Raw genomic sequence first — 24,986 nt, 5'->3', positions numbered from 1 at the left:
CACTCGCCTCACGTGCGCCTGTGGTAAGGCAGGAACCGCCGCACGAGCCGCAGCGGAGTGCGTTCCACCAGGTCGGGACCGCGGACGGCGTCGAACGCCGACTCCAGCTGGTCGACCACCCCGGCCAGCTGCGGCGCGTCCGGCAGCGGCATCGACCGCGGCTCCCGCTGCTCGCGGATCGACGCGGCCAGCTCGTCGACCGCCGCGGTGAGCAGCTCGACGTCGCCGGGCTCCGGCGGCCGCACCCCACGCCCGATCGTCACGCCGACCTCGGTGACGGCGTCCGCGACGCGTTCCTGCGCGGCGATCACCGGCCACCACGCGACCGCCTGGCGGCCGTTCGCGGACGGCTCGACGACCACCTGCTGGAACGCCGTCCGCAGGTCGGCCAGTGCGCGGTAGGCGCCGCGGCGGGCCCGCGACCGCGCGAGCCGCGCGTCTCCCGAGGAGGCTTCGACCAACGCGCACGAGACGTACTTCGCGACCGCGTCCAGCCCGTCGGCGAGCCGCCCGCCGACCTGGGGACGCCGGCTGCCCGGCCACAGCAGGTAGCCGAAGACGAGCACGATCACGCAGCCCAGCACGGTGTCGAGCAGCCGCGCCACCACGACGTTCCAGCTCCCGGTGTTGGCCAGGTCCATCTGCAGGATGATCAACGGCGTCACGAACGCGCTGAGGATGCCGTAGTTGCGCACCTTCCCGACCGCGACACCGCCGGCGAAGATCGCGATCAGCGCGACCAGCACCCAGCCGTGCCCGCCGACGCCGAGCACCACGGCGCCGACCCCGACGCCGACCACCGTGCCGATCCCGCGCAGCACCGCCCGGCCGAACACCGAGCCGAAGTCGGGCTTGAGCACGATGCCGACGGTCAGCGTGATCCAGTACGACCGCTCCAGCGGCACGAGCAGGCCGACCACCTCGGCGATCGCGACGCACAGCGTCAGCCGCAGCGCCGCGATCCAGGTCAGCGGGCCGGACGCCAGCGAGCCCGCCCACTCGCGCAGGCGCCGGTACCAGGGGGTCGGCTCGCGGCGCTTGCGGTCGTCCCCCTTGCCGATCCGGACCAGGCCCGCGTGCAGCGCCGCGCGCAGCGGGTCGGCGTCGTCGCCGGGCTCGGGCGGGGGTTCGGGCAGCGGCTGGCTGGCCAGGACCGCGGCCGACAGCGCGACGAAGTGGTCGATGACCGCCGGCGTCGTGCGGCGGCCGGCGTTGACCATCGCCACCGACGCCTCGACCGCGGGGGTGGTCGCGGAGAGCAGGTTGAGCAGCTGCCGGTAGGCGGCATCACGGCCGGACAGCCAGGAGCGCGCGGTGAGCAGCTGGTCGTAGGCGGTGTTCATCGCCGTGGTCAGCCGGTGGCGGGCCACCCGCGAGACGGCTTCGTCGGTCGCCGAGAGCATCGCGGCCAGCTCGACGTAGACGTGCGCGACGGCGGTCCGCTCGGGGCTGGTCGCCCGGAACGTCCAGCTGGCGAGCGCGACCACGAAGCTCCACGCGGCGCCCAGGCAGAAGAAGCCGAGCAGGACCTCGACGCGGACCCCGGTCGCGTGCTGGCCGGTGCCGAGCACGCAGAACACGAACATCTGCAGGCCGGCGACGGAGGCGTTGCTGCCACCGGCGCTGATCAGCGCGGACACTCCGGCGACCACGATCACCGCGGGCACCGACAACGCGGGTGTGCCGCCGGTGAGCAGCCCGACGAGGTAGCCGGCGGTCGCCGCCAGCGTCGCGCCGCCGAGCCGCCGGGCGCGGTAGCGGTAGGGCCCGGCCGACTCCGACAGCACGGCCGGCAACGCGCCGGTCGAGATGAGCGCGCCGACGGCGATGTCGCCGGCCGCGTACGCGACCGCGAGCGGGACGGCCAGCGCGATGACCGCCCGGGCGACCATGTTCCACGGCACCGGGACGGGCTTGCTGCGCAGGAGCTGGACCAGCCAGTGGGGCGCGGCGAGGTCGGGGCGCGGCGTGCTCACGCCCCCATCTTGACCTACGCTGCCGGGAACGCTTAATTATCAGTCTGTCAACAACGCGGGAGGTTCCGGTGGGCCGCAAGTTCTCCTTCGAGGTCAACCGCACGAGCAGCGCGCCGCCGGAGGCGCTGTTCGAGCGGGAGACCGACGGCCCGCGCTGGGCGGAGTGGGGAAAACCACTCATCGTGCAGGCCCGCTGGAAGCGCCCGGGCGCCGACGACCCCAGCGGCGTCGGCGCCGTTCGTGAGGTCGGCCTCTGGCCGGTGCTGATCCGCGAGGAGACGCTCGAGTACGAGCCCGGCCGCAAGCACGTCTACACGTTCTTCGGGGCCAACCCGATCAAGGACTACCGCGCCGAGGTGCTCTTCACCCCGACCGCCGACGGCGGCACGCACCTGCGCTGGACCGGGTCGTTCACCGAGCCGGTCCGCGGCAGCGGCCCGGTGCTGGCCGCCGGCCTGCGCGCCACGATCCGCCTGTTCTCGGCCAAGCTGGTCAAGGCGGCCGAAACCGGGCGCTGACCTGGGTGGCTCCGGCCACACAAGATCACCGGACGCAACTTCGCCCCCCTCTGCAACGTCACCCGATCGTGTAGTCCTGCACTACACGAAAGGGGGATGTGGGATGAAGCGCGTGGCAGCGGTGGTAGTGGCGGCAGCACTGGCACTGACGGCCTGTTCGGCGGCCGAACCGGACCACCGGGAGTTCGGCGCCAGCCAGCCGAACCCGGCGCCCGGGGCCGGACCCGGCGTCAAGACGTCCGGGCCGTACCCGTTCGGCACGGTCCAGCAGCAGGCTCCGGCGATCACGAACGGCCAGGTCCCGGTGGTCAAGCGGATCCCCACCGACAAGCCGTACGTGTTCCTGACCATGGACGACGGCGCGGTGAAGGACCCGGACGCGCTGAAGCTGATGCAGCAGAACGGGACCCACCCGGTGCTGTTCCTGAACCAGAAGTACGTGAAGGGCCACGAGGCCTACTTCAAGCAGATCCTCGACGCCACCGGCGCGACGCTCGGCGACCACACGGTCGACCACCCGAACCTCAAGGGCAAGCCGTACGAGTTCCAGCGCAAGGAGATCTGCGAGGACGCGGACGACTTCCAGGCGTCGCTCGGTGTCCGGCCGTCGCTGTTCCGGCCGCCCTTCGGCAACTACGACCAGAACACGCTGCGCGCGGCGGCGGCGTGCGGGATGCGCGCAGCGGTGCTGTGGACGGCCGCGGTCAACGACGGGCACGTCCAGTTCCAGGCCGGCGACAAGCTCAAGCCCGGCGACGTCGTGCTGATGCACTTCCGGAAGACGTTCAAAGAGGACTACACGGCGTTCGTCGAGCAGGCGAAGAAGGACGGGCTCATCCCCGTCCCCCTGGCCGACTTCCTGGGTTAAAGCACCACCGTCGGGGTCACGACGGTCCGCCGGCACGTCACGTCGCCGAGGTGCACGAGGATCTGCGTCGTCCCGCGCGGCACGTTGTCCAGCACGAACCGGCCGCCTTCGTCGGCGGTCGTGGACGACGTGCCGTGCTCGGCCACGCGCACCTCGACGCCGAACTGCCCGGCCGGCACCAGCCAGCCGTCGATGCGGTGCAGCTTGCCGTTCTTCGTCAGGTTGATCATCACGGTCAGGTCGCTGACGGTGAAGGTGATCGTCCCGGTGCCGCCGCCGCGCACGCCGGCGAGGTTGTCCAGCCGCTCCCAGCGGGCGACCTCGACGTCGAGGTCTTCGAGGGCGAGCGCGAACTGGACCCGCTGCACCAGGTCGTCCGGCGGGGGATCGAGCTCGTCGAGCAGGCGGCCGATGTCGGCCAGCAGGATCTCGTCGTCTCGGAAGGCTTGGCCTTCCGGCGCCCCGACGTCGTTCATCGGCTTCCCCCTTCGCTGGCGAGGAGATCTCGCATCTGGTCGAGGCAGCGCCCCCTGGTCGGCCCGACGCTGCCGCGCGGCATGCGCAGCGCCTCGGCGACGAGCTGGTACTCCGCGCGGCCCGCGAGGACGGTCAGCCGGAGCAGCTCCTGACAGCGGTCGGGCAGCCGGACGAAGGCGCGCCAGACCCGGCGGTCGCGGTCGGCGCGGACGGCTTCGTCTTCGGGTGCCGGTTGGGTGCTCGGCATGGCTTCGGCGACTTCGTCGCTCAGCGGCACGGCCTGCATGCGGCGGCCGAAGGGGTGGGTGGCCTCGCGCCGGGTGGTGGTGATCAGCCAGGCGGCGAGGGCTTTGGGGTCGCGGAGCTTGCCGAGCTGGCTGAACAGCGCCAGCCACACGGTCTGGACGACGTCTTCGGCGACGGCGCGGTCGAGGCCGTTGGCCCGGGCGACGTGCCACACGAGCGGCGTCAGCTCGGCGACGAGGCGGTCCATGGCCCGGCGGTCACCGTCACGGGCGGCCTGCATGCACGCGGCGTGCAGCTCGGCGCCGGACAAGCCCTCCCAAGGCGGGTCTACCTCTGTGGTTTGCACGTCGGTCACCGTATCTGCCCCTCTTCGGAAACGTCTTCGAGTCGGCTTCGGCAGTATCGCGGGTCCTTCGGGGGGAAGGAGCGTGCAGGTGGATCTCGGATGCATCAAGTCACTTACTTCGTCGGTCGCTACCGGTCACTGACGGGAGGTACCGGCCGACGCGAGCGGGTGGACCCGCGCCGGCCGATACTCCCCTCCCTCACGGAACCCGCTCCCCAACGGGTTCCCGCCGGATGACCCCTCCCCCGAAAGGCACCCGGCCGACGGTGTCCGGGAGCCCCCTCGGCTCCCGGCCACCGCGCATTTCCGAACTCGGCACCCCCTGCCGCGTTCCCTCTCCGTGCTTGGCTGCTCCACAGGACGCAGTGGGGGGACGGCCAGATACACGAGCCGCAAACTTTTTCCGAAGATCGACGCTGTGCCGCTAAGCGATCACTGGGTGTGCGTCGGCAAGCGTTTGCGCCCAGCGGGCGTAGCCGGCCGGGCCGGGGTGGAAGCGGTCGGCCCCGAAGGCCGCCGGGTCGAGCAGGCCGGGATCCATCGGCAGGTGCGTGACGCCGGGGACGCGCGCGAGGGCCGCGGCGGCCGCGTCGAGGGCGGTCGAACGCGCGGAAAGGACGTCACGCAGGGGCCGTGGCAGCGCCGGGAACCGGGACATCGGCGGCACACCGGCGAGGAGGACGGCGGCCGGGCCGAGCCGCCGCCTCAGCTCGATCACCAGTTTCAGCAGGTCACGACGGTAAGCGGGGGCTGAACGCAGCTCGAGGGTGTCGTTGACGCCGAGGGCGATCACGACCAGGTCGGCCGGGCGCACGAGCGGGACCAGCTCGGCGCGGACGACCCGGGCGTTCGCGCCGGTGCGGCCGACCGCCTGCCAGCGCACGGCCCGGCCGTCTCGGGCGAGCTCGCGGGCCAGGCAGCCGGTGAGCGCTTCCTCGTGGTCCTTCGCGCCGACGCCGTCCACTGTGGACTCACCGAGCACGGCCAGCCGGAACGGCTCGCCGTGCCCCGGGACGAGCCCTCCGGTCGGACCGGACGCGCCGGGGAGCCGCGGGGTCGTCCGCTTGACGTACAGGGCTTGCGCGAGGATCACCATGCCTCGACGTTAGGCGTTCTTCTCCTCGCGCATCTTGTGCCAGCGCTCGTACATGCCGTTGAGCTCCTCCAGCATGAACGACAGGAAGTCGCGCATCTCGGCGAGCCGCTTGCCCGACGGCGAGTCCTCGCCCAACGCCTCGATGCCGTTCTCGGCCGCGTCGCGCCACATGATGATCATGCGGTCGCGCTTGAGGAACGTGGCGTACCAGAGGTCGTCGAAGAGGCGGTAGTGGTCACGGCGTTCGCCGGGCTCGCGCTCCTTGGCGACCAGGCCGATCTGCTCCAGGAAGCGCACCGCGCCGGAGATCGCCGCCGGGCTGACCGACAGCTGCGAGGCCAGGTCGGCCGCGGTCAGGCGGCCCTCGTCGGTGGTCATCAGCGCGGCGAACACCCGCGCGGACATGCGCTGCATCCCGATCTGCGAGAGCACGAGCGCGAGGCTCTCCACGTACCGGCGGACGGCGTCTTCGTCTCTCTTGGTGTCAGGCGTCGTCATCGGGCCATCCTCTCGTACCACCCCAGCAAGATCACTCCATCTAGACATTTTCTTAACTTCACAAGTTTGTGAAACCAGTGTAGCTTCCGAAGCATGGAAAACGCCATCGCGATCTCCGGCCTCCACAAGTCGTTCGGCCGGACGAAGGCCCTCGACGGCCTCGATCTGCAGGTACCTACTGGGGAAGTACACGGCTTCCTGGGCCCGAACGGCGCCGGGAAGTCGACCACCGTCCGGGTCCTGCTCGGGCTGCTGCACGCAGATTCGGGAGACGTCCGGCTGCTCGGCGGCGACCCCTGGCAGGACGCCGCGAGCCTGCACCGCCGCCTCGCCTACGTGCCCGGCGACGTCAACCTCTGGCCCAACCTCTCCGGCGGCGAGGTGATCGACCTGCTCGGCCGGCTGCGCGGCGGGCTCGACCAGAAGCGCCGCGCCGAGCTCGTCGAGCGGTTCGACCTCGACCCGAAGAAGAAGGGGCGGACGTACTCGAAGGGCAACCGGCAGAAGGTCGCCATCGTCGCCGCGCTCGCGTCGCGGGTCGACCTGCTGATCCTCGACGAGCCGACGTCCGGGCTCGACCCGCTGATGGAGGCGACGTTCCAGTACGCCATCCAGGAGGAGCGCGAGCAGGGCCGGACCGTGCTGCTCTCCAGCCACATCCTCGCCGAGGTCGAGGCGCTCTGCGACAAGGTCAGCATCATCCGGAACGGCCGGACCGTCGAGTCCGGCACGCTGGCCGAGCTGCGTCACCTCACGCGGACGTCGATCACCGCCGAGCTCGCCGGGCCGCCCAACGGGCTGACGAAGCTGGAGAACATCCACGACCTCAAGGTCGAAGGCAACCGCGTCCGGTTCGACGTCGAGACGCGCTCGCTCGACGAGGCCCTGCGGCAGCTGACCCAGGTCGGCGTGCGCAGCCTGGTCAGCCAGCCGCCGACGCTGGAAGAGCTGTTCCTGCGCCACTACACGACCGAGGCGAGCGCAAAATGACCGCGACCCTCTCCCGCGCCGAAGCCGAGGTGGCGCCGGCGCACGAACTGGCCGGCACCTGGCACCTCACCCGGCTCGCGCTGCGCCGCGACCGCGTGGTCCTGCCGATCTGGATCGTGCTGCTGAGCATCATCCCGGCCAGCACCGTCAAGACGTTCGCGCAGTTCTACCCGACCGAAGCGGACCGGCTGGCGCTGCAGGCCGGCGCGAACACCAACCCGTCGTACGCGCTGCTCTACGGGCCGCCGTTCGACCTGACCACCGCCGGCGGCTTCATCTCCTGGCGCATGTGCGGGTTCCTCGCGCTGCTGACCGGCCTGATGGTCGTCTTCACGGTCACCCGGCACACCCGCGCCGAGGAGGACACCGGCCGCGCGGAGCTGCTCGCGTCCGCGGTGGTCGGCCGGTACGCGGCGCTGACGTCCGCCGTGCTGGTGGCCGGCGGGGCGAGTGTGCTGATCGGCCTGATCCAGTACGGCAGCATGGTCGGCGCCGGGCTGCCCGCGGCCGGCTCGCTCGCCTTCGGCGCGTCGGAAGCGCTGGCGGGCTTGGTGTTCACGGCCGTCGCGGCGGTCGCCGTCCAGCTCGCCGAGTACTCCCGCACGGCCAACGGGATCGGCACCGCCGTGGTCGGCGCCGCGTTCCTGCTGCGCGGCGCCGGTGACTCCACTGTGGACGCCCGCTGGCTGTCGTGGCTGTCGCCGATCGGCTGGGTGCAGCAGAGCCGCCCGTTCGCCGCCGAACGCTGGTGGGTGCTCCTGCTGCCGGTGGCGCTGACGCTCGTGGTCGGCGCGGTCGCGTACTGGCTGCTGCCCCGCCGCGACGTCGGGGTCGGCATCCTGCCGCCGCGGCCGGGTCCCGCGACGGCGGCGCCGAGCCTGCGCACGCCGTTCGCGCTGGCCTGGCGGCTGCACCGCGGTCCGCTGATCGGCTGGACGATCGGGATGGCCGTGGTCGGCGCGGTGTTCGGTTCGATCGCCAGTGGCATCGGCGGTTTGGTCGGCTCCAGCCCGCAGGCGCAGGAGATCATGGCGCGCCTCGGCGGCAGCGAAGCGCTCACGCAGGCGTTCCTCGCCGTCATGGCCGGCCTGTTCGCGATGGTCGCGTCGCTGTACGGGATCCAGGCGGTGCTGCGCATGCGCGCCGAGGAGACGGCGATCCGGCTCGAGCCGGTGCTGGCGACCAGCGTCGGCAGGCTGCGCTGGGCCGCGGGCCACCTGGTGTTCGCCTTCTTCGGCACGGCGGTGCTGCTGCTGGCCGGCGGCCTGTTCATGGGGCTGGCCAACGGGTTGCGCGCCGGCGACGTCGGCGGCTCGGTCGGCGACTCGCTCGCCGGGATGCTCGTCCAGCTGCCCGCGGCCTGGGTGGTCATCGCCCTCGCGGTGACGATCTTCGGGCTGCTGCCGGGCTTTTCGGCCGCGGCCTGGGGCGTCGGCGCGCTGGCGTTGCTGCTGAGCCTGTTCGGCCCGGTCGTCAACCTGCCGCAGGCGGTGCTGGACGTCTCGCCGTTCCAGCACCCGCCGAAGATCCCCGGCCAGGAGTTCGTCGCGACACCGCTGGTCTGGCTGCTGGCGGTCGCGATCGTCGCGCTGGTCGCCGGGCTGGTCGGCTGGCGCCGCCGCGACGTCGGCTAGCGCGGCTTCAGCTGCCGGTCGGCCCCGGCCACGAGCTGGGCCTGCGGCCCCGCCTTCCCACAGGCGGGGCCGCCCGGTTCGGAAAAGGCCGGCGTCACGACCGCCGTGTGCGGCACGCCGTCGTCGAACCGGACAGTGACCCGGACCGGCTCGGCCGGCAGCCCCGGGATGTCGGCGAACCCTTGCAGCCCACCGGTTTGGACGGCCGAGGCCCCGCAGGCGCTGTCCGGCCCGGTGCCGCCGCAGGTCGTCGCCCCGGCGGTGGTCTCGGGCATCAGGTCGACCGGGCGCGTGACGCACTGGTCGCCCCAGCACGCGTCGAGCGTCGCGCGGGTGACACCGGCCGGCTCGCGGATCGTCAACCCGATGCCGATCCGGGTGCCGATCGCCGGGCAGGCGACCTCCGAGCCGGCCTGGCCACAGCCGGCGGTGAGGGCGAGGACCACCGCGACCCACGGAACACAGCGCATACCGGACAGACGGGCCTCAACGGCTTGGCGGTTGCACCGTCAGTCCCGCCAGCCGCTGGTGAGCGGCAGCACGGGTGACGTCGAGGTCGGGGTGACGCTCGTCGAGGTGGCCGGTTCGACCGTCACCTCGACGAGGCTCGTGGTGGTGGACGGTGGTGCCGTCTCGACCGTGGTGACGGTCGCCGCCGGCGGCCCCGGCGCGGTCACGGTGATCGGCACGACCGGCGTGGCGCTGGTCGTCGGCGGGGTGGTGACTTCGGCGGGGCGCGGGGTCGGCCGGCCGGCGACGAGCAACGCGGCCACCAGCAGCCCACTGGCGAAACCCGCCAGCCCGGTGACCGCGGCGGAGCCCCAAGTAGGTCGGCCACTCATCCGGGCACCCCCTCGCCACGCGTAGCGCAGGTTCGAGGACTAACTCGCGTTGATCTTAGCTCCTGTTACACACGGTGCACATTGAGTCTGCTTGACTCAAGTTTGTTGAGTGTGCGACGTTGAAGCCATGGGGGCACTGGGGAACCGCGACTTCCGGCGGCTGTGGCTCGCCGACCTCGCCAGCCAGCTCGGCACCCGCATCGACGTGCTCGCCGTGCCCCTGCTGGCGACCACGGCGCTCGGCGCGTCGGTCTTCGAGGTCTCGCTGCTGCGGACCGCGGAAACCCTGCCGTACCTGGTGCTCGGCCTGCAGGTCGGCGTGTGGTGCGACCGGGTGCGGCACCGCCCGGTGCTGATCGCCGCCGACCTCGGGCGCGCCGCGCTGATCGCGTCGATCCCGGTGGCGGCGCTGTTCGGCGTGCTCGGCCTCCCCCAGCTGCTGGGCGTGGTGCTCGGCGTCGGCGTGCTGGCGGTGTTCTTCGACATCGCCCACCAGACCTACCTGCCGCGGCTCGTCGCGCCCGAGGACCTGCCGGACGCCAACGCCCGGCTGCACACGAACCTCTCGATGGCGGCGGTCGCCGGCCCGGGCCTGGCCGGGCTGATCATCTCGGCGCTCGGCACGACCGTGGCGCTGGCGGTCGACGCCGTCAGCTACCTGTGGTCGGCGCTGTGGCTGCGGCGGATCAGGACACCGGACGTGCGTCCCGAACCTCGGGACCGGCGGCTGCTGCGGGAGATCGGCGAAGGGCTGCGGGTCGTCCGCGGCAACCCCGTGCTGCTGGCGATCAGCTCGCACGGCGCGTTGTCGAGCTTCTTCCAGTCCGCCCACCTGGCGATCGTGATCGTGTTCCTGGCCAGGGACATCGGGCTTTCGCCGTGGGCGATCGGCCTGCTCAGCACCTCGACGCTGACCGGCGCACTCGTCGGCGGGCTCACCGCACGCCGGATCGGCGCGCGTTTCGGCGGGGCGCGGGCGCTGTGGGGCGCGGCGGTGCTGTTCGGCCTGGCCTACCAGCTCTACCCGCTGACGCGGCCCGGCTGGGCGCTCGCCTGTTACGTCGTCGCCGGGTTCTTCGCCAGCTTCGCCGTGATCGTGCTGAACGTCTTCAGCGCGAGCTTCCGGCAGACCGTCACACCCCCGGGGCTGCTGGGCCGGGTCACGTCGATCACGCACACGGTGATCCTCGGCGTCGTCCCGCTCGGCAGCCTCCTCGGCGGCGCGCTGGCCGCCGCGCTCGGCACGCGGACGACGTTGCAGCTCGCGGCGGCCGGCGTCCTAGCCTCGGCGGTGGTCATGGCGCGGGTGCGGAAGCTTCGGCTTTGAGGCCGTCGACGACCACCCGGACCAGGTGCGCACTGCCGGGCGCGTACCGCTCGACGGCCAGGCAGCCGACGATCAGGGCCCGCAGGTCGTCGGCGTCGATGTCCCGGCGGACGGCCCCCGCGGCCTGGGCGCGCGCGAGCAGCTCGCCGTACGCGGCGCGGAAGTCGTCCCCCGCGCCGGCCTTGAACGCGTGCCCGCCCGACTCCGCGAGGGCGTCGCAGATGGCGCGGTTGAGCGACGCCTGCTTGATCACGCGGACGAAGTAGCCGAAGAACGCCTCGCCGGGGTTCTCGGCCGTGGCGAGCTTGCGCGCTTCGTCGGCGAACTGCTCGATGCGTTCGAGGACGACGGCCTGGAAGAGCGCTTCCTTGCTGGGAAAGTGCCGGTAGACGGTCCCGGCGCCCACCCCGGCCAGGCGCGCGATGTCGTCGAGGGGCACGGCCAGCCCGTCGGCGGCGAACGCCTCTTCGGCGGCAGCCAGGACCTTCGCCCGGTTGCGCCGCGCGTCCGCGCGCATCTTCTCCATGTTCGTCTCCTCGTTGACAACCGGAACGCAGGCTCCGTATCGTCGAAAGCGGGTGCACCGTTCCGATTCAACGCCCAGCTTCCCAGGAGAATTCCGATGCCCGTGTCCCCGGCCCGCACCATTCACGCTGTCTGGGGTGCCTCGCGTGACGAAGGGCCGCGAGGCGATGCGCGCCCGTTTTCATCGCGCGGGCGCGACCCGCCGGATCACGTGATGGTGCTGACGGTGGAGGACGGGTTCATCACGCACACCCGCGACTACACCGACACCGCCGCGGTGGCCGAGCGGCTCAAGGTGTGGTCGCCTGCTGGCTCGTCGGGGGAATGAACAGCCGCTCGAACGTCGCTGTCGTCCAGTCCCACACGCCCGGGACCAGCAGCACGCCGAGCACCACGAACACCGGGAAGATCAGCCGCTTCTCGACCTTCTTGCCCGTCTTGAACCGCAGGGCCTTCGGGGGTCCCAGCTCGTACCAGGTCTCGCCCGCGATCGGGATGGGGAAGAGGAACGGGCAGCCGGACTCGGTCAGTGCGTCACCCAGGCAGTGGGTCAGGCAGCCCGCCGCCACCGCGATGCCGAGCCAGCCCGTGATCGACGCCAGCTCGCCCGTGCGGTCCGGTGGGGACGTGAAGAACCACCACGCCACCGCCGCGCCGCTCACCGGGAGGAGCCAGTCGCCCAGGGCGCCTTCCGCCAGCATCAAGCCGAAGATCACCACGCCGACGACCGCCCACGGGCCGCCGGCCGTGGTGCCCCACGACGTCAGCAGGCCCAGGCCCGCGGCGAACAACACCGTGTGCGAGAGGTGGCGGTGCTGGCCCGTCACCTTCTCGTCGCGCGGGCCCTTGGTCAGCGCGTAGAATGCCGCCGAGACGCGGCGCAGCAGCCACGACAACGCGCCCGTCAGCCAGCCGAGGAGGCGTGACGCGCTCGCGCCGGGGTGGTCCAGGTCGGGCAGCAGGGCGAACCCGGCCGTCGTGGCCGCGAAGACCACCGCCTGGTGCACCGAACCGGCCCCGGCCGCGGGCGCCAGGGCCAAGCCCGCGCACCAGCCGGTCAGGGCATGCGTCCGCCCCATCATCGTGCCGCCCCCAAGGTCCACGCACCGAAATCAGTCCGCGGAACCGTAGCGGGCGGTCAGGCTTGGGGGTCCTCCGACACGCTCAGGTGTTCGGCCACGCCGGTGAGCTCGATCACTCGGCTCACCGCGGGGCTCGGGACGACCTCGAGCTCGACTTCCTGCTCGCCGGCCTGGCGTTGTGCGCGGAGCACCACGTTCAGCGCGGAGGAATCGAAGAAGGTCACCCCGGTCAGATCGGCCACGACCCGCTGCGAACGCTTGTCCGCGATCAGCCCCGCCAGGGCCTCCTGCAGCTGCGGACTGGTGAGCAGGTCGAGCTCGCCGGTGACCACCACCCGGGTCGCGTCGGTGTCCAGCGTGATGCCGAACCCGGGCGGGGTGGCGTTCTGGTCGGCTGCGGGCATGCAGTTTCTCCTCGTCAGGCGCTGCTCCTGCGCCGGGTACGCGCCTGGTGTGTCAAGCGGCATCCGTGTCACCGTGCCTTCCCGAGCTCGCTCCGGGGCACGGTCAAGGCAACTCCGGGGCCAACCCTAGCCCAGGATGCGGCCGGGCCCGCCACGGCCGCCGCCCTTTGGTCCTGACTCTTCACTTGTGATCTGATCCTGCCTGGTCACGGCGATGTTCAGTGCGCACTCATCGCCTTCCGGGCCGCCCTGCGCTGGCGCAGGAACAGCTGCCGCCGCTCGATCTCGCCGAGGCCGCCCCAGATGCCGTACGGCTCCTGCACGGTCATCGCGTGCTGGCGGCACTGGGCCAGCACCGGGCAGGCCTGGCAGATGGCCTTCGCCCGGGTTTCGCGCCGCTCACGCGCCGAGCCCCGCTCGTTGTCGGTGTGGAAGAACAAGCTGCTGTCCGCGCCCCGGCACGAACCGTTCAGCTGCCATTCCCACTCTTCGGCAACCACGTTCGGCAGCCGGCTCACGTCAGCCATGTCGTCCCCGCCCTTCCCAGGATCAGCATGTCGATCGCTACATGCCCGCCGGTGGAGCGGATCAAACGCGGGTTTGGTTTGCTCACCCCACGGGCATCTCGCTGACCGGGCGTCGGAGGACACCACCTCTTCCCCCAGCGCGAGTGCGGAGAAAGGAACAAACGTGGAGGAAAACGCCCCGCTCGTGCCGGAAGGCGCGCAGGTCATCGAGGTGCGGACGGCCGCGATCCCGCACGTCGTGCCGACCCTGCGGACCATCGTGGCCGACATCGCGATGCGCCAGGACTTCGACCTGGACGCCGTCGAAGACCTCCGGATGGCGGTGGACGAAGCCTGCTCGCTGCTGCTGCCCGCCAGCTCGGACGGCAAGCTCACCTGTGTCTTCTCCTGGAACGGGCCGCGGATCGAGGTCTCCGTCTCAGTGCTTTCCGACACTCCGGACCACGAGGACGACTCCGGCCTCTCGTGGCAGCTGCTCACCGCGCTCGCGACGTCGGCCGAGCGCATCGTGACCCCCGAGGACGGCCGTTTCCTGTCCCGGGTCGACCTCGTCCGGGAGAGCCAGGCGGCGGACTCGTGAGCGATCCCGCCGGGCGCAGCGGGGACGACTCCGACGTCGGCGCGCTGTTCGCTCGCCTCGCCGAGCTGCCCGCGGACGCCCCGGAGCGCGAACGCATCCGTGACACGCTCGTGCGCACGCACCTGGAGCTGGCGCGCAACCTGGCGCGGAAGTTCCGCAACCGGGACGAGGCGATGGAGGACCTGGTCCAGATCGCCACGGTCGGGCTGATCCACGCCGTCGACCGGTTCGACCCGGAGCAGGGCACCGACTTCCTGGCGTTCGCCGTGCCGACCATCTCCGGCGAGCTGCGCCACCACTTCCGGGACAACAGCTGGTCGGTGCGGGTGCCGCGACGGCTCAAGGAGCTGAACGCGAACATCTCCGCCGCGCGTGAGGAGCTGACGGTGCAGCTGTCGCGTGCGCCGAAGCCGAGCGAGATCGCCTCGCGCCTCGGGGTGCCGATCGAGGACGTCTACGAGGGTCTTCGCGCTGGTCAGGGCCGCTACGGCGCGTCGCTCGACCACCTGCTGGAGAACGCCGCGCACACGCGGTTCGGGGCGCCGGACGCCGAGCTGGGCCAGGCGGAGCTGCGCGAGGCGCTGCGGCCGATGCTGGACAGCCTGCCGGACCGGGAGCGCAAGATCGTCGCGCTGCGCTTCGGCTCCGGGATGAGCCAGTCGGACATCGCGCGCCGCGTCGGGGTCTCCCAGATGCAGGTGTCGCGGTTGCTGGCTGCGACCCTGAAGAAGCTGCGTTCGGGCCTGGACGAATCCGAGCTCGCCGACGGCACCTGATTAGCCGCTGGGACGCTTGGGTACTTCGCGGACGGTACCGAACCCACGGGAGGGGGACCATGACGATGTCGAAGACGCCGCAGCGCACGGCCGAGCCGGCCGCGCCGCTGACGGTGGTCCTCCCGGCCGACGTGACGGCCCCGGCGCTGGCGCGCTGCGAAGTCCGCCGGGCGCTGCTCGGCTTCGGCCTGACCGAGCGGCAGCTCGCGGACGTCCTGCTGGCGACGTCGGAGCTGGTCACCAACGCTTTCGAGCACGGCGAGAAGCCGGAGCGGATGGAGCTGGCCTACACCGGTGAGCACTTCACGCTGCGGGTCTACGACACCGGCCGGATGCTTCCCGAGCTGCGGGCGCCGTCGCCGGCCGAAGCGCGCAGCCGCGGCCTGGTGCTCGTCCAGGCACTGTCGGAGGACTGGGGCTTCGCACGCTGCTCCGGCGGCAAGTTCGTCTGGGCGGTCTTCCGCATCCCAGCCGCCTGATCAGCCGTCCAGGAGCTCCCGCGCCGCCTCGGTCTCCCCGATCCGCTGCCGGAACGGCTTCCGCTCGAGCGCGTCGACGATCGCTTCCAGCACCCCGCGCAGCGGGTACGGCAGCTCGGCTTCGAGGGCTTCCGACGCCTGGGTGGTCGCCGTCCACTCGGCTTCGATCAGCGGGAGCAGCTCGCGCGTCTTCGCGGTGAGCGACACGATCCGCTGCCGGGCGTCCGCGCCCGGTTCGAGCCCGACGAGCCCGGCGCGGTTCATCTGCGCGACGGTCTGGCTGGCCGCCGAGTGCGTCACGCCCATCTCCGCGGCGAGGTCGCGGATGGCCAGCGGACCGCGCGCGAGCAGCGCCCGCACCACCCCCGAGTACCGCGGGCGGTAGTCGTCGAGGCCGATGTCGGCGAGGAACTTCGCGACGTCGCCCTCGAGGATCTCGAGGACGTGCCGCATCCGGGTCCCGAGCCCGTCCGGACCCGATGTCATCGCCATGACCGCCGATCATAGGTGTGCTTGGATCGCGGCATGGAGAACCGGAAGATCACCCGGCTGGGCCGCGAAGTGTCCGTCGTCGGGCTCGGCTGCTGGCAGCTCGGCGCGGACTGGGGCGAGGTCGACGAGAGCGACGCGCTGGCGGTGCTGCACGCGGCGGCCGACGCCGGCGTCACCTTCTTCGACACCGCGGACGTCTACGGCGACGGCCGCAGCGAGCGGCTGGTCGGCCGGTTCCTCGCCGAGCGCGGCGACGTCTTCGTGGCGACGAAGATGGGCCGGCGCGTCGACCAGGTGCCGGAGAACTACGTCCGGGCGAACTTCCGCGAGTGGAACGACCGGTCGCGCCGCAACCTCGGGGTGGACACGCTCGACCTCGTCCAGCTGCACTGCCCGCCGACGCCGGTGTACTCCTCCGACGCGGTGTACGACGCCCTGGACGAGATGGTGGCCGAGGGCCGGATCAAGGCGTACGGCGTGAGTGTCGAGACTTGTGACGAGGCGCTGACGGCGTTGGCGCGGCCGCACGTCGCTTCCGTCCAGATCATCCTCAACTGCCTGCGGCTCAAGCCCCTCGAGCGGGTGCTGCCCGCGGCCGCGGAGGCGGGCGCCGGGATCATCGCGCGAGTGCCGCTGGCCTCGGGCCTGCTGTCCGGGCGCTACACGGCGTCGACGACGTTCGCCGAGAACGACCACCGGAACTTCAACCGCCACGGCGAGGCGTTCGACGTCGGCGAGACGTTCGCGGGCGTGCCGTTCGACGTCGGGCTGGCGGCCGTCGAGCGGCTGCGCGGGCTGGTGCCGGCGGACCAGACGCTCGCGCAGTTCGCGCTGCGCTGGATCATCGACCAGCCGGGCGTGAGCACGGTGATCCCGGGCGCGCGCAACGCGGCACAGGCGTCGGCGAACACCGCGGCGGCCGCGCTGCCGCCGTTGCCGGCCGAGGCGCTGGCGGGTGTCCGGGAGACTTACGACGAGCTGGTCCGGCCGCTGGTGCACGATCGCTGGTAGGCCCGGCATGATGGGCCGATGATGACGCCCGAAGAGCTCCTGACGACCACCAGGACCGTGCGCAAACGGCTCGACTTCGACCGGCCCGTGCCGCTCGACCTGGTCAAACACTGCGTCCAGGTCGCGCTGCAGGCGCCGAGCGGCTCCAACACCCAGCGGTGGCAGTGGCTGGTCGTCACCGACCCTGGCCGGCGAGCGGCGCTCGGCCGGATCTACAGCCGGGCGTGCCACGAGTACCTGGAGTCGCCGAGCGCGGCCGGCAAGCAGTTCGCGGACGACCCGACACGCGCGCCGGTGCAGCAGCGGGTCGGCGACAGCGTCGCGTACCTGGCCGACCGGATGGGTGACGTCCCGGTGCTGGTGGTGCCGTGCCTCGAAACGCCGTCGGCCGAGCTGCCGGCGGGCAACCAGGCGGGCCTGTGGGCTTCGCTGCTGCCGGCGGTGTGGAGCTTCATGCTGGCGGCGAGGTCGGTGACGCTGGGCACGGCGTGGACAACGCTGCACCTGAAGTACGAGCAGGAGGCGGCCGAGGTGCTGGGCCTGCCGAAGAACGTCCACCAGGCAGCACTGATCCCGACGGCGTTCTACACGGGCGACACGTTCAAACCCGCGGCGCGGCAGCCGCTCGAGGATGTGTTGCACCTCGACCGCTGGTGAACGCGTGAAAGCCTCCTTGCCGGGGCTTGGGGACGTCGGCAAGGAGGCGATCACGGCCCGTCGGCCGTCCGGTGGCTCAGCCCGTGTACGCCTTGAAGATGTTCGTGAACTCGTACAGCGACTGGGAAATCCCCGAGCACGTCGCCACCGCGCCGCCGCCCGGGCAGCCGCCGTTGTCGCGGCCCGCCGACCAGAAGCCGATGCTGGCCACGTGGTTGGCCTGGGCGAACGACAGCAGCTGACGCGCCGCCGCCTGGTCCGTCACCGAACCCGTGTCGTTGCGGCCGATCATCGGGGTCAGGCCGAGCGACGCCTTGATCTGCGAGTCGGACTTCGACGGCCAGATCGTCTTCATCTGCCCCAAAGTCGCGTTCGCCGCGGACACCAGCGCGTCGCCCCACGAGCCGCTGTAGCCGAAGTCCATCAGCATCGGGTTGACGACCACGGTCAGCCCGCGTGACGCCGCGTCCTGCAGGATCGACACCGAGAACGGGTCCATTCCGTAGTCCTGGCCCTGGATCCGCATCGTGTAGCTGATGTGCGTCCCGCGTTGCTGCTGCAGCCGCAGCAACGCCTGGTTCACCATGGCCGTCGGGATCGACGCCTCCACGTCGACGTCCAGGCTGTTGCTGCCGACCGCGTCCAGCGTCTTCACGTACGCGTTGTACAGCGCGTCCACCGAGCCGCAGACGTTCTCCAGGTACGGCCCCAAAGCGCCGCCCGAAGCCACCGTGACGCCGCCGCCCAGGCCGCGCAATGCGTTGACGTCGTTGATGATCCGCGAGTCCAGCAACGGAACCGTGCCGCCCCACTGCGGGTCGCAGCCGAGGCTGCTGCCGAGCGCGAAGGCGAGTGTGAAGTTCTTCTGGCCGGTCGCGTTCGCCACCGAGACCAGCGACGGGGTCGCCATCGTGATGTCGATGTACGGCGAAACCCGCGCGCTGCCCCCGGTCGGCGGCGGCGTGGTGGTGGTCGTGGGTGGCGTGGTGAGCGTGGTCGGGGTGGTGGTCGGCACGGACGTCCCGGCGCACGGCTGGCCGTTCAGCTTGCAGTTCGCGGGCAGGCCGCCGCCGCTGACCAGGAACCCGAAGCTCGTCGACGCGCCCGCGGCGACCGAGCCGTTGTACTCGCGGTTGGCGAACGAGTGGTGCGAGCCGGCCGGGGTGTCGAGCGCGTCCCAGTAGGACCCGAGCGTCGAGCCCGACGGCAGGTCGAACTCCAGCTTCCAGCTCGTCAGCGCGGACGTGCCCGCGCTGATCGTGTACTTCGCCTGGTAGCCGGAGCCCCAGTCGGAGTCCTTGGTGAACGCCGCCGACGGCGCGGTGGCGGCCGTCGCCGGGGAAACGACGAGGACCGTCGCCACCGCGAGCATCGTCGCGGCGAGTGCGAGCTTGGCTTTCACAGCGCCTCCTCAGCGCACGGTCAGGGTGAGCCGCTGGATGCCCCAGGCGTCGGCTTGCGAGCCGGGCAGCCAAACGTCGACGATGTCGTCCTTGATCCAACTGCCGATGTCCGCCGCGTAGCACTCGCCGTAGCCCGGCACCGAGAACCTGGTGCCCCACGGGATGATCCGCGCGTCGACCGCGCAGAACCCCGGCCCGGCGCTGTACCCCAGCGCGGTCTGCGCGACGTCGTTGTAGGACGTGACGCGGTAGTTCAGCGTGGTGCCGGCCGGGATCCGGTAGGCGGCGAGGTGGTTGCCGCTGTCGAGGCGGTAGGCGGTGGAGATCTGGCCGAGCGAGCCGGGCGAGTTGTCCTCCGCCGTCATCGCGTAGAGCTGGTAGTTCGCGTTCTGGCACGGGCTCGCGTCGGTGACGGTGAGCGTCGGCTGGCCCCAGTCGCTGATCCACTGCAGGGCCTGGCCGTTGCGGAACGCGCGGTAGGCCTTCGCGCCGGAGACGCGCGCGAAGGTGAAGGTGACCTTGCCGTCGGCGCCCAGCCCGCCGGCGACCGAACCGGGCGCGGGCAGGCGGTTGCTCACGTTCGCGGCGCCGACGAGCGTGCCGGGTCCGTGGCCGCCGGTGACCGGGCGGTCCGGGATGGTGCCTTGGTAGAAGTGCTGGCAGGCGGGCAAAGCGGCCGCCGACGCGGGCGCGGCGGGGGCGACGAGGAGGCTGCCGGCGGTGAGGGCCGCCAGCCCGAGGACCCTGGCGAAGCGCATGACGGAGAGACCTCCGTGGTGGGGACCGGGGTGGAGGTGACGCAGGTGGGGAGGTGCGGGTTCGCCGCGCACCTGACGTTAAGTGGCCTGGACCACACAGTCAATAGGTCTAGACCTTTAAGTTTCCCGAGCGCCCCAAGGCGGCCTTGGTTGCGTTGGGCGCACCGAAGGCCGCCTTGGGTGCGTCCAACGCACCGAAGGCCACATTGGGGTGCTTTGGGCCTACCGGAAGCTCACCAGCAGTTCGGCGATCTGCGCGGGATGGCTCAGCGGCGCGCAGTGCGGGCCGTCGACCTCGTCGGGCTCGATGCCCAGCCGCTCCCGGGCGATCCGGCGCTGGAAGTCCGGGGTGAAGAACCGGTCGTCACGGCACAGCACGACCCGGGTCGGGACGTCCGGGTGGGCCGCCAGGGGCCACGGCTCGTCCCACTCCTTGCTCACCTGGTCACGCCCGTGCGCCTGACACTCCGAAGCGAGCGTCTCCGAGACGCCGTTGAAGTACGTCTCCTCCTCGGTAAGACCCTTCGGCGCCTGGAAGCCGGTGTTGCCCCACCACTGGCCCGGCGGCTCCCCCGGCGCCGGGATCATCCCGGCCAGGTAGACGAGCAGCCGCGCGCGCACCTTCGAAGCCACCAGCGGTGCGGTGAACCCGCCGTACGAATGCCCGACCACGGCGACGTCCGAGGTGTCGTCCACCGCCGCCAGCACCGCGTCGGTGAAGTCGGCGAGCCCGGCCGACGGGTCGGTGATCGGCAGGTCCGGCGCGACGAAGCCGTGACCGCGGGCGACCAGCTCCGGGCCGAGCAGGTGGAAGTCCCAGCCGCTGCCGCCGCCACCGTGGACCAGCACGAAGGTCGTCATGCCGGCCAGCTCAGCAGCGGCGGAGCATGTCCGTCAAGGCGGTCTTCTCGCCTTGGGTGACGGTCAGGCCGTAGTAGTGCTTCACCACGATCCAGTCGGTCGCGTAGGCGCACCAGAACGCCACGAGCGGCGGTTTCCACTGGTCCGGCGCCTTGTCGCTCTTCTGCTGGTTGAGGTTGTCGGTGACGGCGAACAGCTGCGGCCGCGTCAGGTCGTTCGCGAACTGCTCGCGCTTCTCGGTCGTCCACGTCTTCGCGCCGCTCGCCCACGCCTGCCCGAGCGGGACCATGTGGTCGATGTCGAGGTCGGTCGCCTTGGTCCAGGTCTCGTCGTCGTAGACGCTCTTCCACGTCCCGGACGTCGCCTTGCAGTCCTTGTCGGTCTTGACGTCCGCGCCGGCGCGCTTGAGCACGACTTCACGCGTGTCACAGCCTGACCCCTGACTGGCCCAGTGCGGGAACTTCTCACGCGAATACCCGTCCATGGACGTCCGCGCGGCGATGGTCAGCTCGCCGAGCTGCTTCTCCGCGTCGGCGGCGGAGACCGGAACCGGTGCCGAGGACGACGACGGGGTCGCGCCGGCTCCGCGGCTCGTCACCCAGTACCCGAAGAGCGCGACCGCGAGGATCGCGACTACCAGCAGGATCCGATGCGTCACGCTGAGCCGAAAGGCGCGTGCGGCCACGAATTTCTCCTCTCACCTGCGGGTGCGCGCGGCGTAGTGTCGCCTCTGCCGGCCCGGGACAACCGCGTCGACACGACGACCTGGCGCGAATGTGACCTCGCCCACCCAAGGCATGAGCTGTCACACCGAGCCGATCAACTGCGACTACCGGAGCAGGACCCATCCGGAGGGAGCAGCCGATGCCCGGCCGGCTCAAGAAGTTCGACGAGTTTTTCCAGCGCAAGGCCGCCGAGGGCGGCAATGTCGTTGCCATGGCCAGGATGGGCTCGGCCCTGCGCGAAAGCGGGCAGCTCACCGAGGCCGAGACGTGGTTCCGCAAGGCCGCCATGGGCGGTGACCGCGTCTCGATGACGGCGCTGGCCCACCTGCTCGCCGAGCGCGGCGAGCGGGACGAGGCCGAGCGCTGGTACCACGAGGCGGCGCTGGCCGGCGACCCGCACGGGATGCTGAACCTGGCCCGGTCGTACGAGCGGCGCGGGAAGCGCGAGGACGCCCAGCACTGGTACGCCGAGGCCGCCCGCACCGGCGACCTGCCGTCGATCGCCTCGCTCGGGCACATGCTGCGTGAGCAGGGGAAGGTCGAGGAGGCCGAGTCGTGGCTGCGGCAGGCCGCCGACGCCGGGATCACCGCCGCGATGATCGACCTCGGCGTGGTGCTGCGTGACCGCGGCCAGGCCGCGGAGGCGGCCCGGTGGTGGCGGTCGGCCGTGCTGGCCGGCGACCTCGCGGCCACCTGCCAGCTGGGCCGGCAGGCCGAGCGGCTCGGCCGGCCGGCGGACGCCGAGTCCTGGTACCGCCAGGGCGCGGGCGGCGGGCACGTCGAGGCGGTCGTGCGGCTCGGGCTGCTGCTGCACCGCCGCGGCGACCTCGAAGAAGCCGAGAGCTGGTACCTCGACGCCGCCGAGCGCGGCGACCCCGCGGCCATGACGAACCTCGGCGTGCTCGCCCGCAACCGGGGCGACGAGGGGGAGGCCGCCGCCTGGTACCGCAAGGCCGCCGAGCACGGCAGCGTCCCCGCGCTGACCAACCTCGGGCACCTCGCCGAGCACCGCGAGGACCTCGCCGGGGCCGAGCAGTGGTTCCGCCGGGCCGCCGAAACCGGCGACGTCCAGGGCATGCTCAGCCTGGCCCGGATGCTGCGGTCGCGGGGTGCCGCCCAGGAGGCCGAACAGTGGCTCGCCCGTGCGGAGCACGTCCAGGAGGACCGAGCGCACCATTTCTGACCGTTCGATCTATTGTGTGATCCAACTCACAGCTCTAACCTGGGGTGCGCTCCCACCACCGAGCAGCTGCCCCGAGGAAGTGCCGCGATGTCGTGGTCACCGAATCACCCGGACTCCGTAGACGCCCTCTTCGCGCGCCGCGAGGCGCCGGTGCTCGCCCTGGCCGGCGACGCCCGCGCGGTCGCCGAGGCGTGCCACGGCATGGCCCGCCGCTTCCACCGCGGCGGCAAGCTCGTGGTGTTCGGCAACGGCGGCCCGAGCACCGACGCCCAGCACGTGGCGGTCGAGTTCGTCCACCCGGTGATCGTCGGCAAGCGCGCGCTCCCGGCGTTGTCGCTGACGGCCGACGTCGCGACGGTCACCGGGATCGCCAACCGCGTCGGCCTCGAAGACGTCTTCGCCCACCAGCTGCGGATCATCGGCGAACCCGCCGACATCGCGCTGGGCATCTCCACCGACGGCGAGTGCGCCAACGTCCGCCGCGCCCTCGAGACGGCCCGCGACCTGGGGATGTTCACTGTTGCGCTGACCGGTCGCAACGGCGGCGCCATGGCCACGACTACTGGGCTGGACCACGTCTTCACCGCCCGCTCCGACGACCCGCGCGTGGTCAAGGAGGTCCACGTGACCACCTACCACGTGCTGTGGGAGCTGGTGCACGTCTTCCTGGAGCAACCCGGCCTGCTGGAGGTGGCGTCGTGAGCGCCCGTGACGCCGACAGAGACGTCGGCCCCGTCTGCCACGACGGGGTGTGCATCACCTGCTCCGACACCGCGGTCGAAGTGACCGTAGTCGAACTCCTGGACCTCGGGTTCGCCGTCGTGGACACCGGGTCGGGCCGGGAAGAGGTGAGCGTGGCGCTGGTTTCGGCCGGTGTCGGCGACCGAATCCTGGTGCACGCCGGAGAAGCCATCGCTCGTCTGGAGAATCCCTAACCCAGGGAGTTGACGCGCCATGACACGGGAGCACACCCCCGTGGGCGCGGACGGTCTCGAAGCGCTGTACCCGTTCCTCTACGCGGGTTCCAGCGACCTCGACGCCGTCCTCCGCCAGGTTGAACAGTCCACTGTGGACAAGGTGCGGGAGATCGTCGCGCTGCGGGCCCAGGTGCTCACGGCCGACCGCGACCGCCTGTTCGCGTGCGCGCAGGACCTCGCACGCGCGTTCGCCGGCGGCGGGCGCCTGCTCGCCTTCGGCAACGGCGGGAGCTCGACCGACGCCCAGGACCTCGCGAGCCTGTTCCTCAGCCCGGCGGGCGACGCGAAGCCGTTGCCCGCCTTCGGGTTGACGAACGACATCGCGGTGGTGACCGCCCTGTCCAACGACATCGGGTTCGACGTCGTGTTCGCCCGCCAGATCGGCGCGTTCGGGCGGCCCGGCGACATCGCGGTGGGCCTGTCCACCAGCGGGAACTCCGCGAACCTGGTGCGCGCCTTCGACGAAGCCGCCCGGCGCGGCCTGGTGACGGTCGGTGTCGCCGGGTACGACGGCGGGAAGATGGCCGAGCTCGACAGCATCGACCACCTCTTCGTCGTCCCGTCCCCTTCCGTGCACCGCATCCAGGAAGCCCAGACGACCCTCTACCACGCGCTGTGGGAGCTGACCCTCGGCGCGCTCGACGACCTCGCCAAGGGTGATCAGCCGTGACGCATGCCGCAGAACAGACCGAAGAGCAGCCCATCCACGTCCTCTGGATCAACGCCGGCCTCTCGTGCGACGGCGACTCCGTCGCGCTGACCGCCGCCACCCAGCCGAGCATCGAGGAGATCGTCCTCGGTGTCCTGCCCGGCCTGCCCAAGATCGCGGTCCACTGGCCGCTGATCGACTTCGAATGCGGCCCCGACAAGGGGGCCGACACGTTCATCGAGTGGTTCTACAAAGCCGACCGCGGTGAGCTGGAGCCGTTCGTCCTGGTCGTCGAGGGCTCGATCCCGAACGAGGCGATCAAGGAGGAGGGCTACTGGTGCGGGTTCGGGAACAACCCCGAGACCGGCCAGCCGATGACGACGAGCGAGTGGCTCGACCGCCTGGCGCCCAAGGCCTTGGCCGTGATGGCCGTCGGCACCTGCGCCACCTACGGCGGCATCCACGCGATGGAGGGCAACCCGACCGGCGCCATGGGCGTGCCCGACTACCTGGGCTGGGACTGGAAGTCCGGGGCCGGCATCCCGATCGTCTGCGTGCCCGGCTGCCCGACCCACCCGGACAACCTGTCCGAGACCATCACCTACCTGCTCTACCAGGCCGCCGGCCAGGCGCCGATGATCCCGCTCGACGACCACCTGCGGCCGCAGTGGCTCTTCGGCGCGACCGTGCACGAAGGCTGCGACCGCGGCGGCTACTACGAGCAGGGTGAGTTCGCCACCGAGTACGGCTCGCCGAAGTGCCTGGTGAAGCTGGGCTGCTGGGGCCCGGTCGTGAAGTGCAACGTGCCCAAGCGCGGCTGGATCAACGGCGTCGGCGGCTGCCCCAACGTCGGCGGGATCTGCATCGGCTGCACCATGCCGGGCTTCCCGGACAAGTTCATGCCGTTCATGGACGAGCCGCCGGGCGCGAACGTGTCGTCGCTGGCCAGCGGCGCGTACGGGTCGGTGATCCGGCGCCTGCGGAAGATCACCGAACGCAAGCTCGACAAGGAGCCGAAGTGGCGGCACACGGGCAAGAAGCTCCACACCGGCTACCAGTCCACGTGGCGCTGAAAGGGG

Annotated in this window: 32 protein-coding genes; 16 read left to right on the top strand and 16 right to left on the bottom strand. The window is 71.5% G+C overall.

The window, feature by feature from the left end:
* Positions 1–8: 8 nt before the first annotated feature.
* Positions 9–1,976, bottom strand: coding sequence for an FUSC family protein (locus ACZ61C_RS42875; RefSeq protein ID WP_465313706.1), 1,968 nt, complete (start codon positions 1,974–1,976; stop codon positions 9–11).
* Between the two features lie 68 nt (positions 1,977–2,044).
* On the opposite strand from ACZ61C_RS42875, the gene ACZ61C_RS42870 reads away from it, so the two are divergent.
* Positions 2,045–2,494, top strand: a complete 450-nt coding sequence (locus ACZ61C_RS42870) for an SRPBCC family protein (RefSeq protein WP_465313705.1) — start codon at positions 2,045–2,047, stop codon at positions 2,492–2,494.
* 121 nt (positions 2,495–2,615) lie between these two features.
* Positions 2,616–3,362, top strand: a complete 747-nt coding sequence (locus ACZ61C_RS42865) for a polysaccharide deacetylase family protein (protein ID WP_465313818.1) — start codon at positions 2,616–2,618, stop codon at positions 3,360–3,362.
* Here the strand turns inward: ACZ61C_RS42865 and ACZ61C_RS42860 are convergent.
* From ACZ61C_RS42860 to ACZ61C_RS42845, 4 genes are all read right to left on the bottom strand, one after another.
* Complete coding sequence (locus tag ACZ61C_RS42860; protein ID WP_465313704.1) at positions 3,359–3,838, bottom strand: carboxypeptidase regulatory-like domain-containing protein; 480 nt, start codon at positions 3,836–3,838, stop codon at positions 3,359–3,361. The genes ACZ61C_RS42865 and ACZ61C_RS42860 overlap by 4 nt on opposite strands.
* Positions 3,835–4,440, bottom strand: a complete 606-nt coding sequence (locus tag ACZ61C_RS42855) for an RNA polymerase sigma factor (protein ID WP_465313703.1) — start codon at positions 4,438–4,440, stop codon at positions 3,835–3,837. The genes ACZ61C_RS42860 and ACZ61C_RS42855 overlap by 4 nt, the downstream gene beginning before the upstream one ends.
* Positions 4,441–4,855: 415 nt before the next feature.
* Positions 4,856–5,527 carry an SGNH/GDSL hydrolase family protein gene (locus ACZ61C_RS42850; protein ID WP_465313702.1) on the bottom strand — a complete coding sequence of 224 codons (672 nt, stop codon included), beginning with the start codon at positions 5,525–5,527 and terminating at the stop codon, positions 4,856–4,858.
* A 9-nt stretch (positions 5,528–5,536) separates the two neighbouring features.
* The gene (locus ACZ61C_RS42845) at positions 5,537–6,025 is read right to left on the bottom strand and encodes a GbsR/MarR family transcriptional regulator (protein ID WP_465313701.1); all 489 of its coding nucleotides are present in this window, start codon (positions 6,023–6,025) and stop codon (positions 5,537–5,539) included.
* Positions 6,026–6,118: 93 nt separating this feature from the next.
* Here ACZ61C_RS42845 and ACZ61C_RS42840 point away from each other — a divergent pair, with 93 nt between their 5' ends.
* Positions 6,119–7,015, top strand: a complete 897-nt coding sequence (locus ACZ61C_RS42840) for an ABC transporter ATP-binding protein (protein ID WP_465313700.1) — start codon at positions 6,119–6,121, stop codon at positions 7,013–7,015.
* A complete protein-coding gene (locus tag ACZ61C_RS42835) occupies positions 7,012–8,649 on the top strand; it encodes an ABC transporter permease (RefSeq protein ID WP_465313699.1) in 1,638 nt (545 codons plus the stop codon). Before ACZ61C_RS42840 ends, ACZ61C_RS42835 begins: the two co-directional genes overlap by 4 nt.
* Here ACZ61C_RS42835 and ACZ61C_RS42830 read toward each other — a convergent pair.
* Together ACZ61C_RS42830 and ACZ61C_RS42825 are read right to left on the bottom strand one after the other, a co-directional pair.
* A complete protein-coding gene (locus ACZ61C_RS42830; RefSeq protein WP_465313698.1) occupies positions 8,646–9,119 on the bottom strand; it encodes a hypothetical protein in 474 nt (157 codons plus the stop codon). The genes ACZ61C_RS42835 and ACZ61C_RS42830 overlap by 4 nt on opposite strands.
* A gap of 39 nt (positions 9,120–9,158) precedes the next feature.
* Positions 9,159–9,491 carry a hypothetical protein gene (locus tag ACZ61C_RS42825; protein ID WP_465313697.1) on the bottom strand — a complete coding sequence of 111 codons (333 nt, stop codon included), beginning with the start codon at positions 9,489–9,491 and terminating at the stop codon, positions 9,159–9,161.
* 127 nt (positions 9,492–9,618) lie between these two features.
* Between ACZ61C_RS42825 and ACZ61C_RS42820 the strand changes: the two genes are divergently transcribed.
* The gene (locus ACZ61C_RS42820; protein WP_465313696.1) at positions 9,619–10,818 is read left to right on the top strand and encodes an MFS transporter; all 1,200 of its coding nucleotides are present in this window, start codon (positions 9,619–9,621) and stop codon (positions 10,816–10,818) included.
* Here ACZ61C_RS42820 and ACZ61C_RS42815 read toward each other — a convergent pair.
* Positions 10,787–11,344, bottom strand: coding sequence for a TetR/AcrR family transcriptional regulator (locus tag ACZ61C_RS42815; protein WP_465313695.1), 558 nt, complete (start codon positions 11,342–11,344; stop codon positions 10,787–10,789). The two genes, ACZ61C_RS42820 and ACZ61C_RS42815, sit on opposite strands and share 32 nt — an antisense overlap.
* Positions 11,345–11,440: 96 nt before the next feature.
* On the opposite strand from ACZ61C_RS42815, the gene ACZ61C_RS42810 reads away from it, so the two are divergent.
* The gene (locus tag ACZ61C_RS42810; protein ID WP_465313694.1) at positions 11,441–11,671 is read left to right on the top strand and encodes a hypothetical protein; all 231 of its coding nucleotides are present in this window, start codon (positions 11,441–11,443) and stop codon (positions 11,669–11,671) included.
* Here ACZ61C_RS42810 and ACZ61C_RS42805 read toward each other — a convergent pair.
* The 3 genes from ACZ61C_RS42805 to ACZ61C_RS42795 form a co-directional block, all read right to left on the bottom strand.
* Positions 11,634–12,422: a metal-dependent hydrolase gene (locus ACZ61C_RS42805; protein WP_465313817.1), complete on the bottom strand. Its 789-nt coding sequence runs from the start codon at positions 12,420–12,422 to the stop codon at positions 11,634–11,636. The genes ACZ61C_RS42810 and ACZ61C_RS42805 overlap by 38 nt on opposite strands.
* Positions 12,423–12,481: 59 nt before the next feature.
* On the bottom strand, positions 12,482–12,829 hold the full coding sequence (locus tag ACZ61C_RS42800; RefSeq protein WP_465313693.1) for an STAS domain-containing protein: 348 nt from the start codon (positions 12,827–12,829) through the stop codon (positions 12,482–12,484).
* Between the two features lie 218 nt (positions 12,830–13,047).
* Entirely contained in the window at positions 13,048–13,356 is a 309-nt protein-coding gene (locus tag ACZ61C_RS42795; RefSeq protein ID WP_465313692.1) for a WhiB family transcriptional regulator, read from the bottom strand.
* 163 nt (positions 13,357–13,519) lie between these two features.
* On the opposite strand from ACZ61C_RS42795, the gene ACZ61C_RS42790 reads away from it, so the two are divergent.
* The 3 genes from ACZ61C_RS42790 to ACZ61C_RS42780 are packed head-to-tail and all read left to right on the top strand — an operon-like array spanning position 13,520 to position 15,191.
* Positions 13,520–13,936, top strand: a complete 417-nt coding sequence (locus ACZ61C_RS42790; RefSeq protein WP_465313691.1) for an anti-sigma factor — start codon at positions 13,520–13,522, stop codon at positions 13,934–13,936.
* The gene (locus tag ACZ61C_RS42785) at positions 13,933–14,712 is read left to right on the top strand and encodes a SigB/SigF/SigG family RNA polymerase sigma factor (RefSeq protein ID WP_465313690.1); all 780 of its coding nucleotides are present in this window, start codon (positions 13,933–13,935) and stop codon (positions 14,710–14,712) included. Before ACZ61C_RS42790 ends, ACZ61C_RS42785 begins: the two co-directional genes overlap by 4 nt.
* Before the next feature lie 59 nt (positions 14,713–14,771).
* Positions 14,772–15,191: an ATP-binding protein gene (locus tag ACZ61C_RS42780; RefSeq protein WP_465313689.1), complete on the top strand. Its 420-nt coding sequence runs from the start codon at positions 14,772–14,774 to the stop codon at positions 15,189–15,191.
* Here the strand turns inward: ACZ61C_RS42780 and ACZ61C_RS42775 are convergent, their stop codons facing one another.
* Positions 15,192–15,683 carry a MarR family winged helix-turn-helix transcriptional regulator gene (locus tag ACZ61C_RS42775; protein ID WP_465313688.1) on the bottom strand — a complete coding sequence of 164 codons (492 nt, stop codon included), beginning with the start codon at positions 15,681–15,683 and terminating at the stop codon, positions 15,192–15,194.
* A 33-nt stretch (positions 15,684–15,716) separates the two neighbouring features.
* Between ACZ61C_RS42775 and ACZ61C_RS42770 the strand changes: the two genes are divergently transcribed.
* A complete protein-coding gene (locus ACZ61C_RS42770) occupies positions 15,717–16,694 on the top strand; it encodes an aldo/keto reductase (RefSeq protein WP_465313687.1) in 978 nt (325 codons plus the stop codon).
* A gap of 18 nt (positions 16,695–16,712) precedes the next feature.
* Complete coding sequence (locus ACZ61C_RS42765; RefSeq protein WP_465313686.1) at positions 16,713–17,351, top strand: nitroreductase family protein; 639 nt, start codon at positions 16,713–16,715, stop codon at positions 17,349–17,351.
* Positions 17,352–17,427: 76 nt separating this feature from the next.
* Here ACZ61C_RS42765 and ACZ61C_RS42760 read toward each other — a convergent pair whose 3' ends face one another.
* From ACZ61C_RS42760 to ACZ61C_RS42745, 4 genes are all read right to left on the bottom strand, one after another.
* Positions 17,428–18,753 carry a cellulose binding domain-containing protein gene (locus ACZ61C_RS42760; RefSeq protein ID WP_465313685.1) on the bottom strand — a complete coding sequence of 442 codons (1,326 nt, stop codon included), beginning with the start codon at positions 18,751–18,753 and terminating at the stop codon, positions 17,428–17,430.
* A gap of 9 nt (positions 18,754–18,762) precedes the next feature.
* A complete protein-coding gene (locus ACZ61C_RS42755; protein ID WP_465313684.1) occupies positions 18,763–19,512 on the bottom strand; it encodes a 3D domain-containing protein in 750 nt (249 codons plus the stop codon).
* A 222-nt stretch (positions 19,513–19,734) separates the two neighbouring features.
* Positions 19,735–20,373, bottom strand: a complete 639-nt coding sequence (locus ACZ61C_RS42750; RefSeq protein WP_465313683.1) for an alpha/beta fold hydrolase — start codon at positions 20,371–20,373, stop codon at positions 19,735–19,737.
* 10 nt (positions 20,374–20,383) lie between these two features.
* Positions 20,384–21,058, bottom strand: coding sequence for an HNH endonuclease family protein (locus ACZ61C_RS42745; RefSeq protein WP_465313682.1), 675 nt, complete (start codon positions 21,056–21,058; stop codon positions 20,384–20,386).
* Positions 21,059–21,237: 179 nt separating this feature from the next.
* Between ACZ61C_RS42745 and ACZ61C_RS42740 the strand changes: the two genes are divergently transcribed.
* The 5 genes from ACZ61C_RS42740 (at position 21,238) to ACZ61C_RS42720 (ending at position 24,980) form a co-directional block, all read left to right on the top strand.
* Entirely contained in the window at positions 21,238–22,281 is a 1,044-nt protein-coding gene (locus tag ACZ61C_RS42740) for a tetratricopeptide repeat protein (protein ID WP_465313681.1), read from the top strand.
* A gap of 87 nt (positions 22,282–22,368) precedes the next feature.
* Complete coding sequence (locus ACZ61C_RS42735) at positions 22,369–22,983, top strand: D-sedoheptulose-7-phosphate isomerase (RefSeq protein WP_465313680.1); 615 nt, start codon at positions 22,369–22,371, stop codon at positions 22,981–22,983.
* Positions 22,980–23,216, top strand: coding sequence for a HypC/HybG/HupF family hydrogenase formation chaperone (locus tag ACZ61C_RS42730; protein WP_285482022.1), 237 nt, complete (start codon positions 22,980–22,982; stop codon positions 23,214–23,216). Before ACZ61C_RS42735 ends, ACZ61C_RS42730 begins: the two co-directional genes overlap by 4 nt.
* A gap of 19 nt (positions 23,217–23,235) precedes the next feature.
* On the top strand, positions 23,236–23,928 hold the full coding sequence (locus ACZ61C_RS42725) for a D-sedoheptulose-7-phosphate isomerase (RefSeq protein ID WP_465313679.1): 693 nt from the start codon (positions 23,236–23,238) through the stop codon (positions 23,926–23,928).
* Positions 23,925–24,980 (top strand): NADH-quinone oxidoreductase subunit B family protein, encoded by a 1,056-nt coding sequence (locus tag ACZ61C_RS42720; protein ID WP_465313678.1) that lies wholly within the window; start codon positions 23,925–23,927, stop codon positions 24,978–24,980. Before ACZ61C_RS42725 ends, ACZ61C_RS42720 begins: the two co-directional genes overlap by 4 nt.
* Positions 24,981–24,986 lie beyond the last annotated feature (6 nt).

Source organism: Amycolatopsis sp. NPDC104587 (assembly GCF_055583645.1).
The sequence above is the reverse complement of the archived record's forward strand: the minus strand, read 5'-3'. Positions and strand labels throughout refer to the sequence as shown.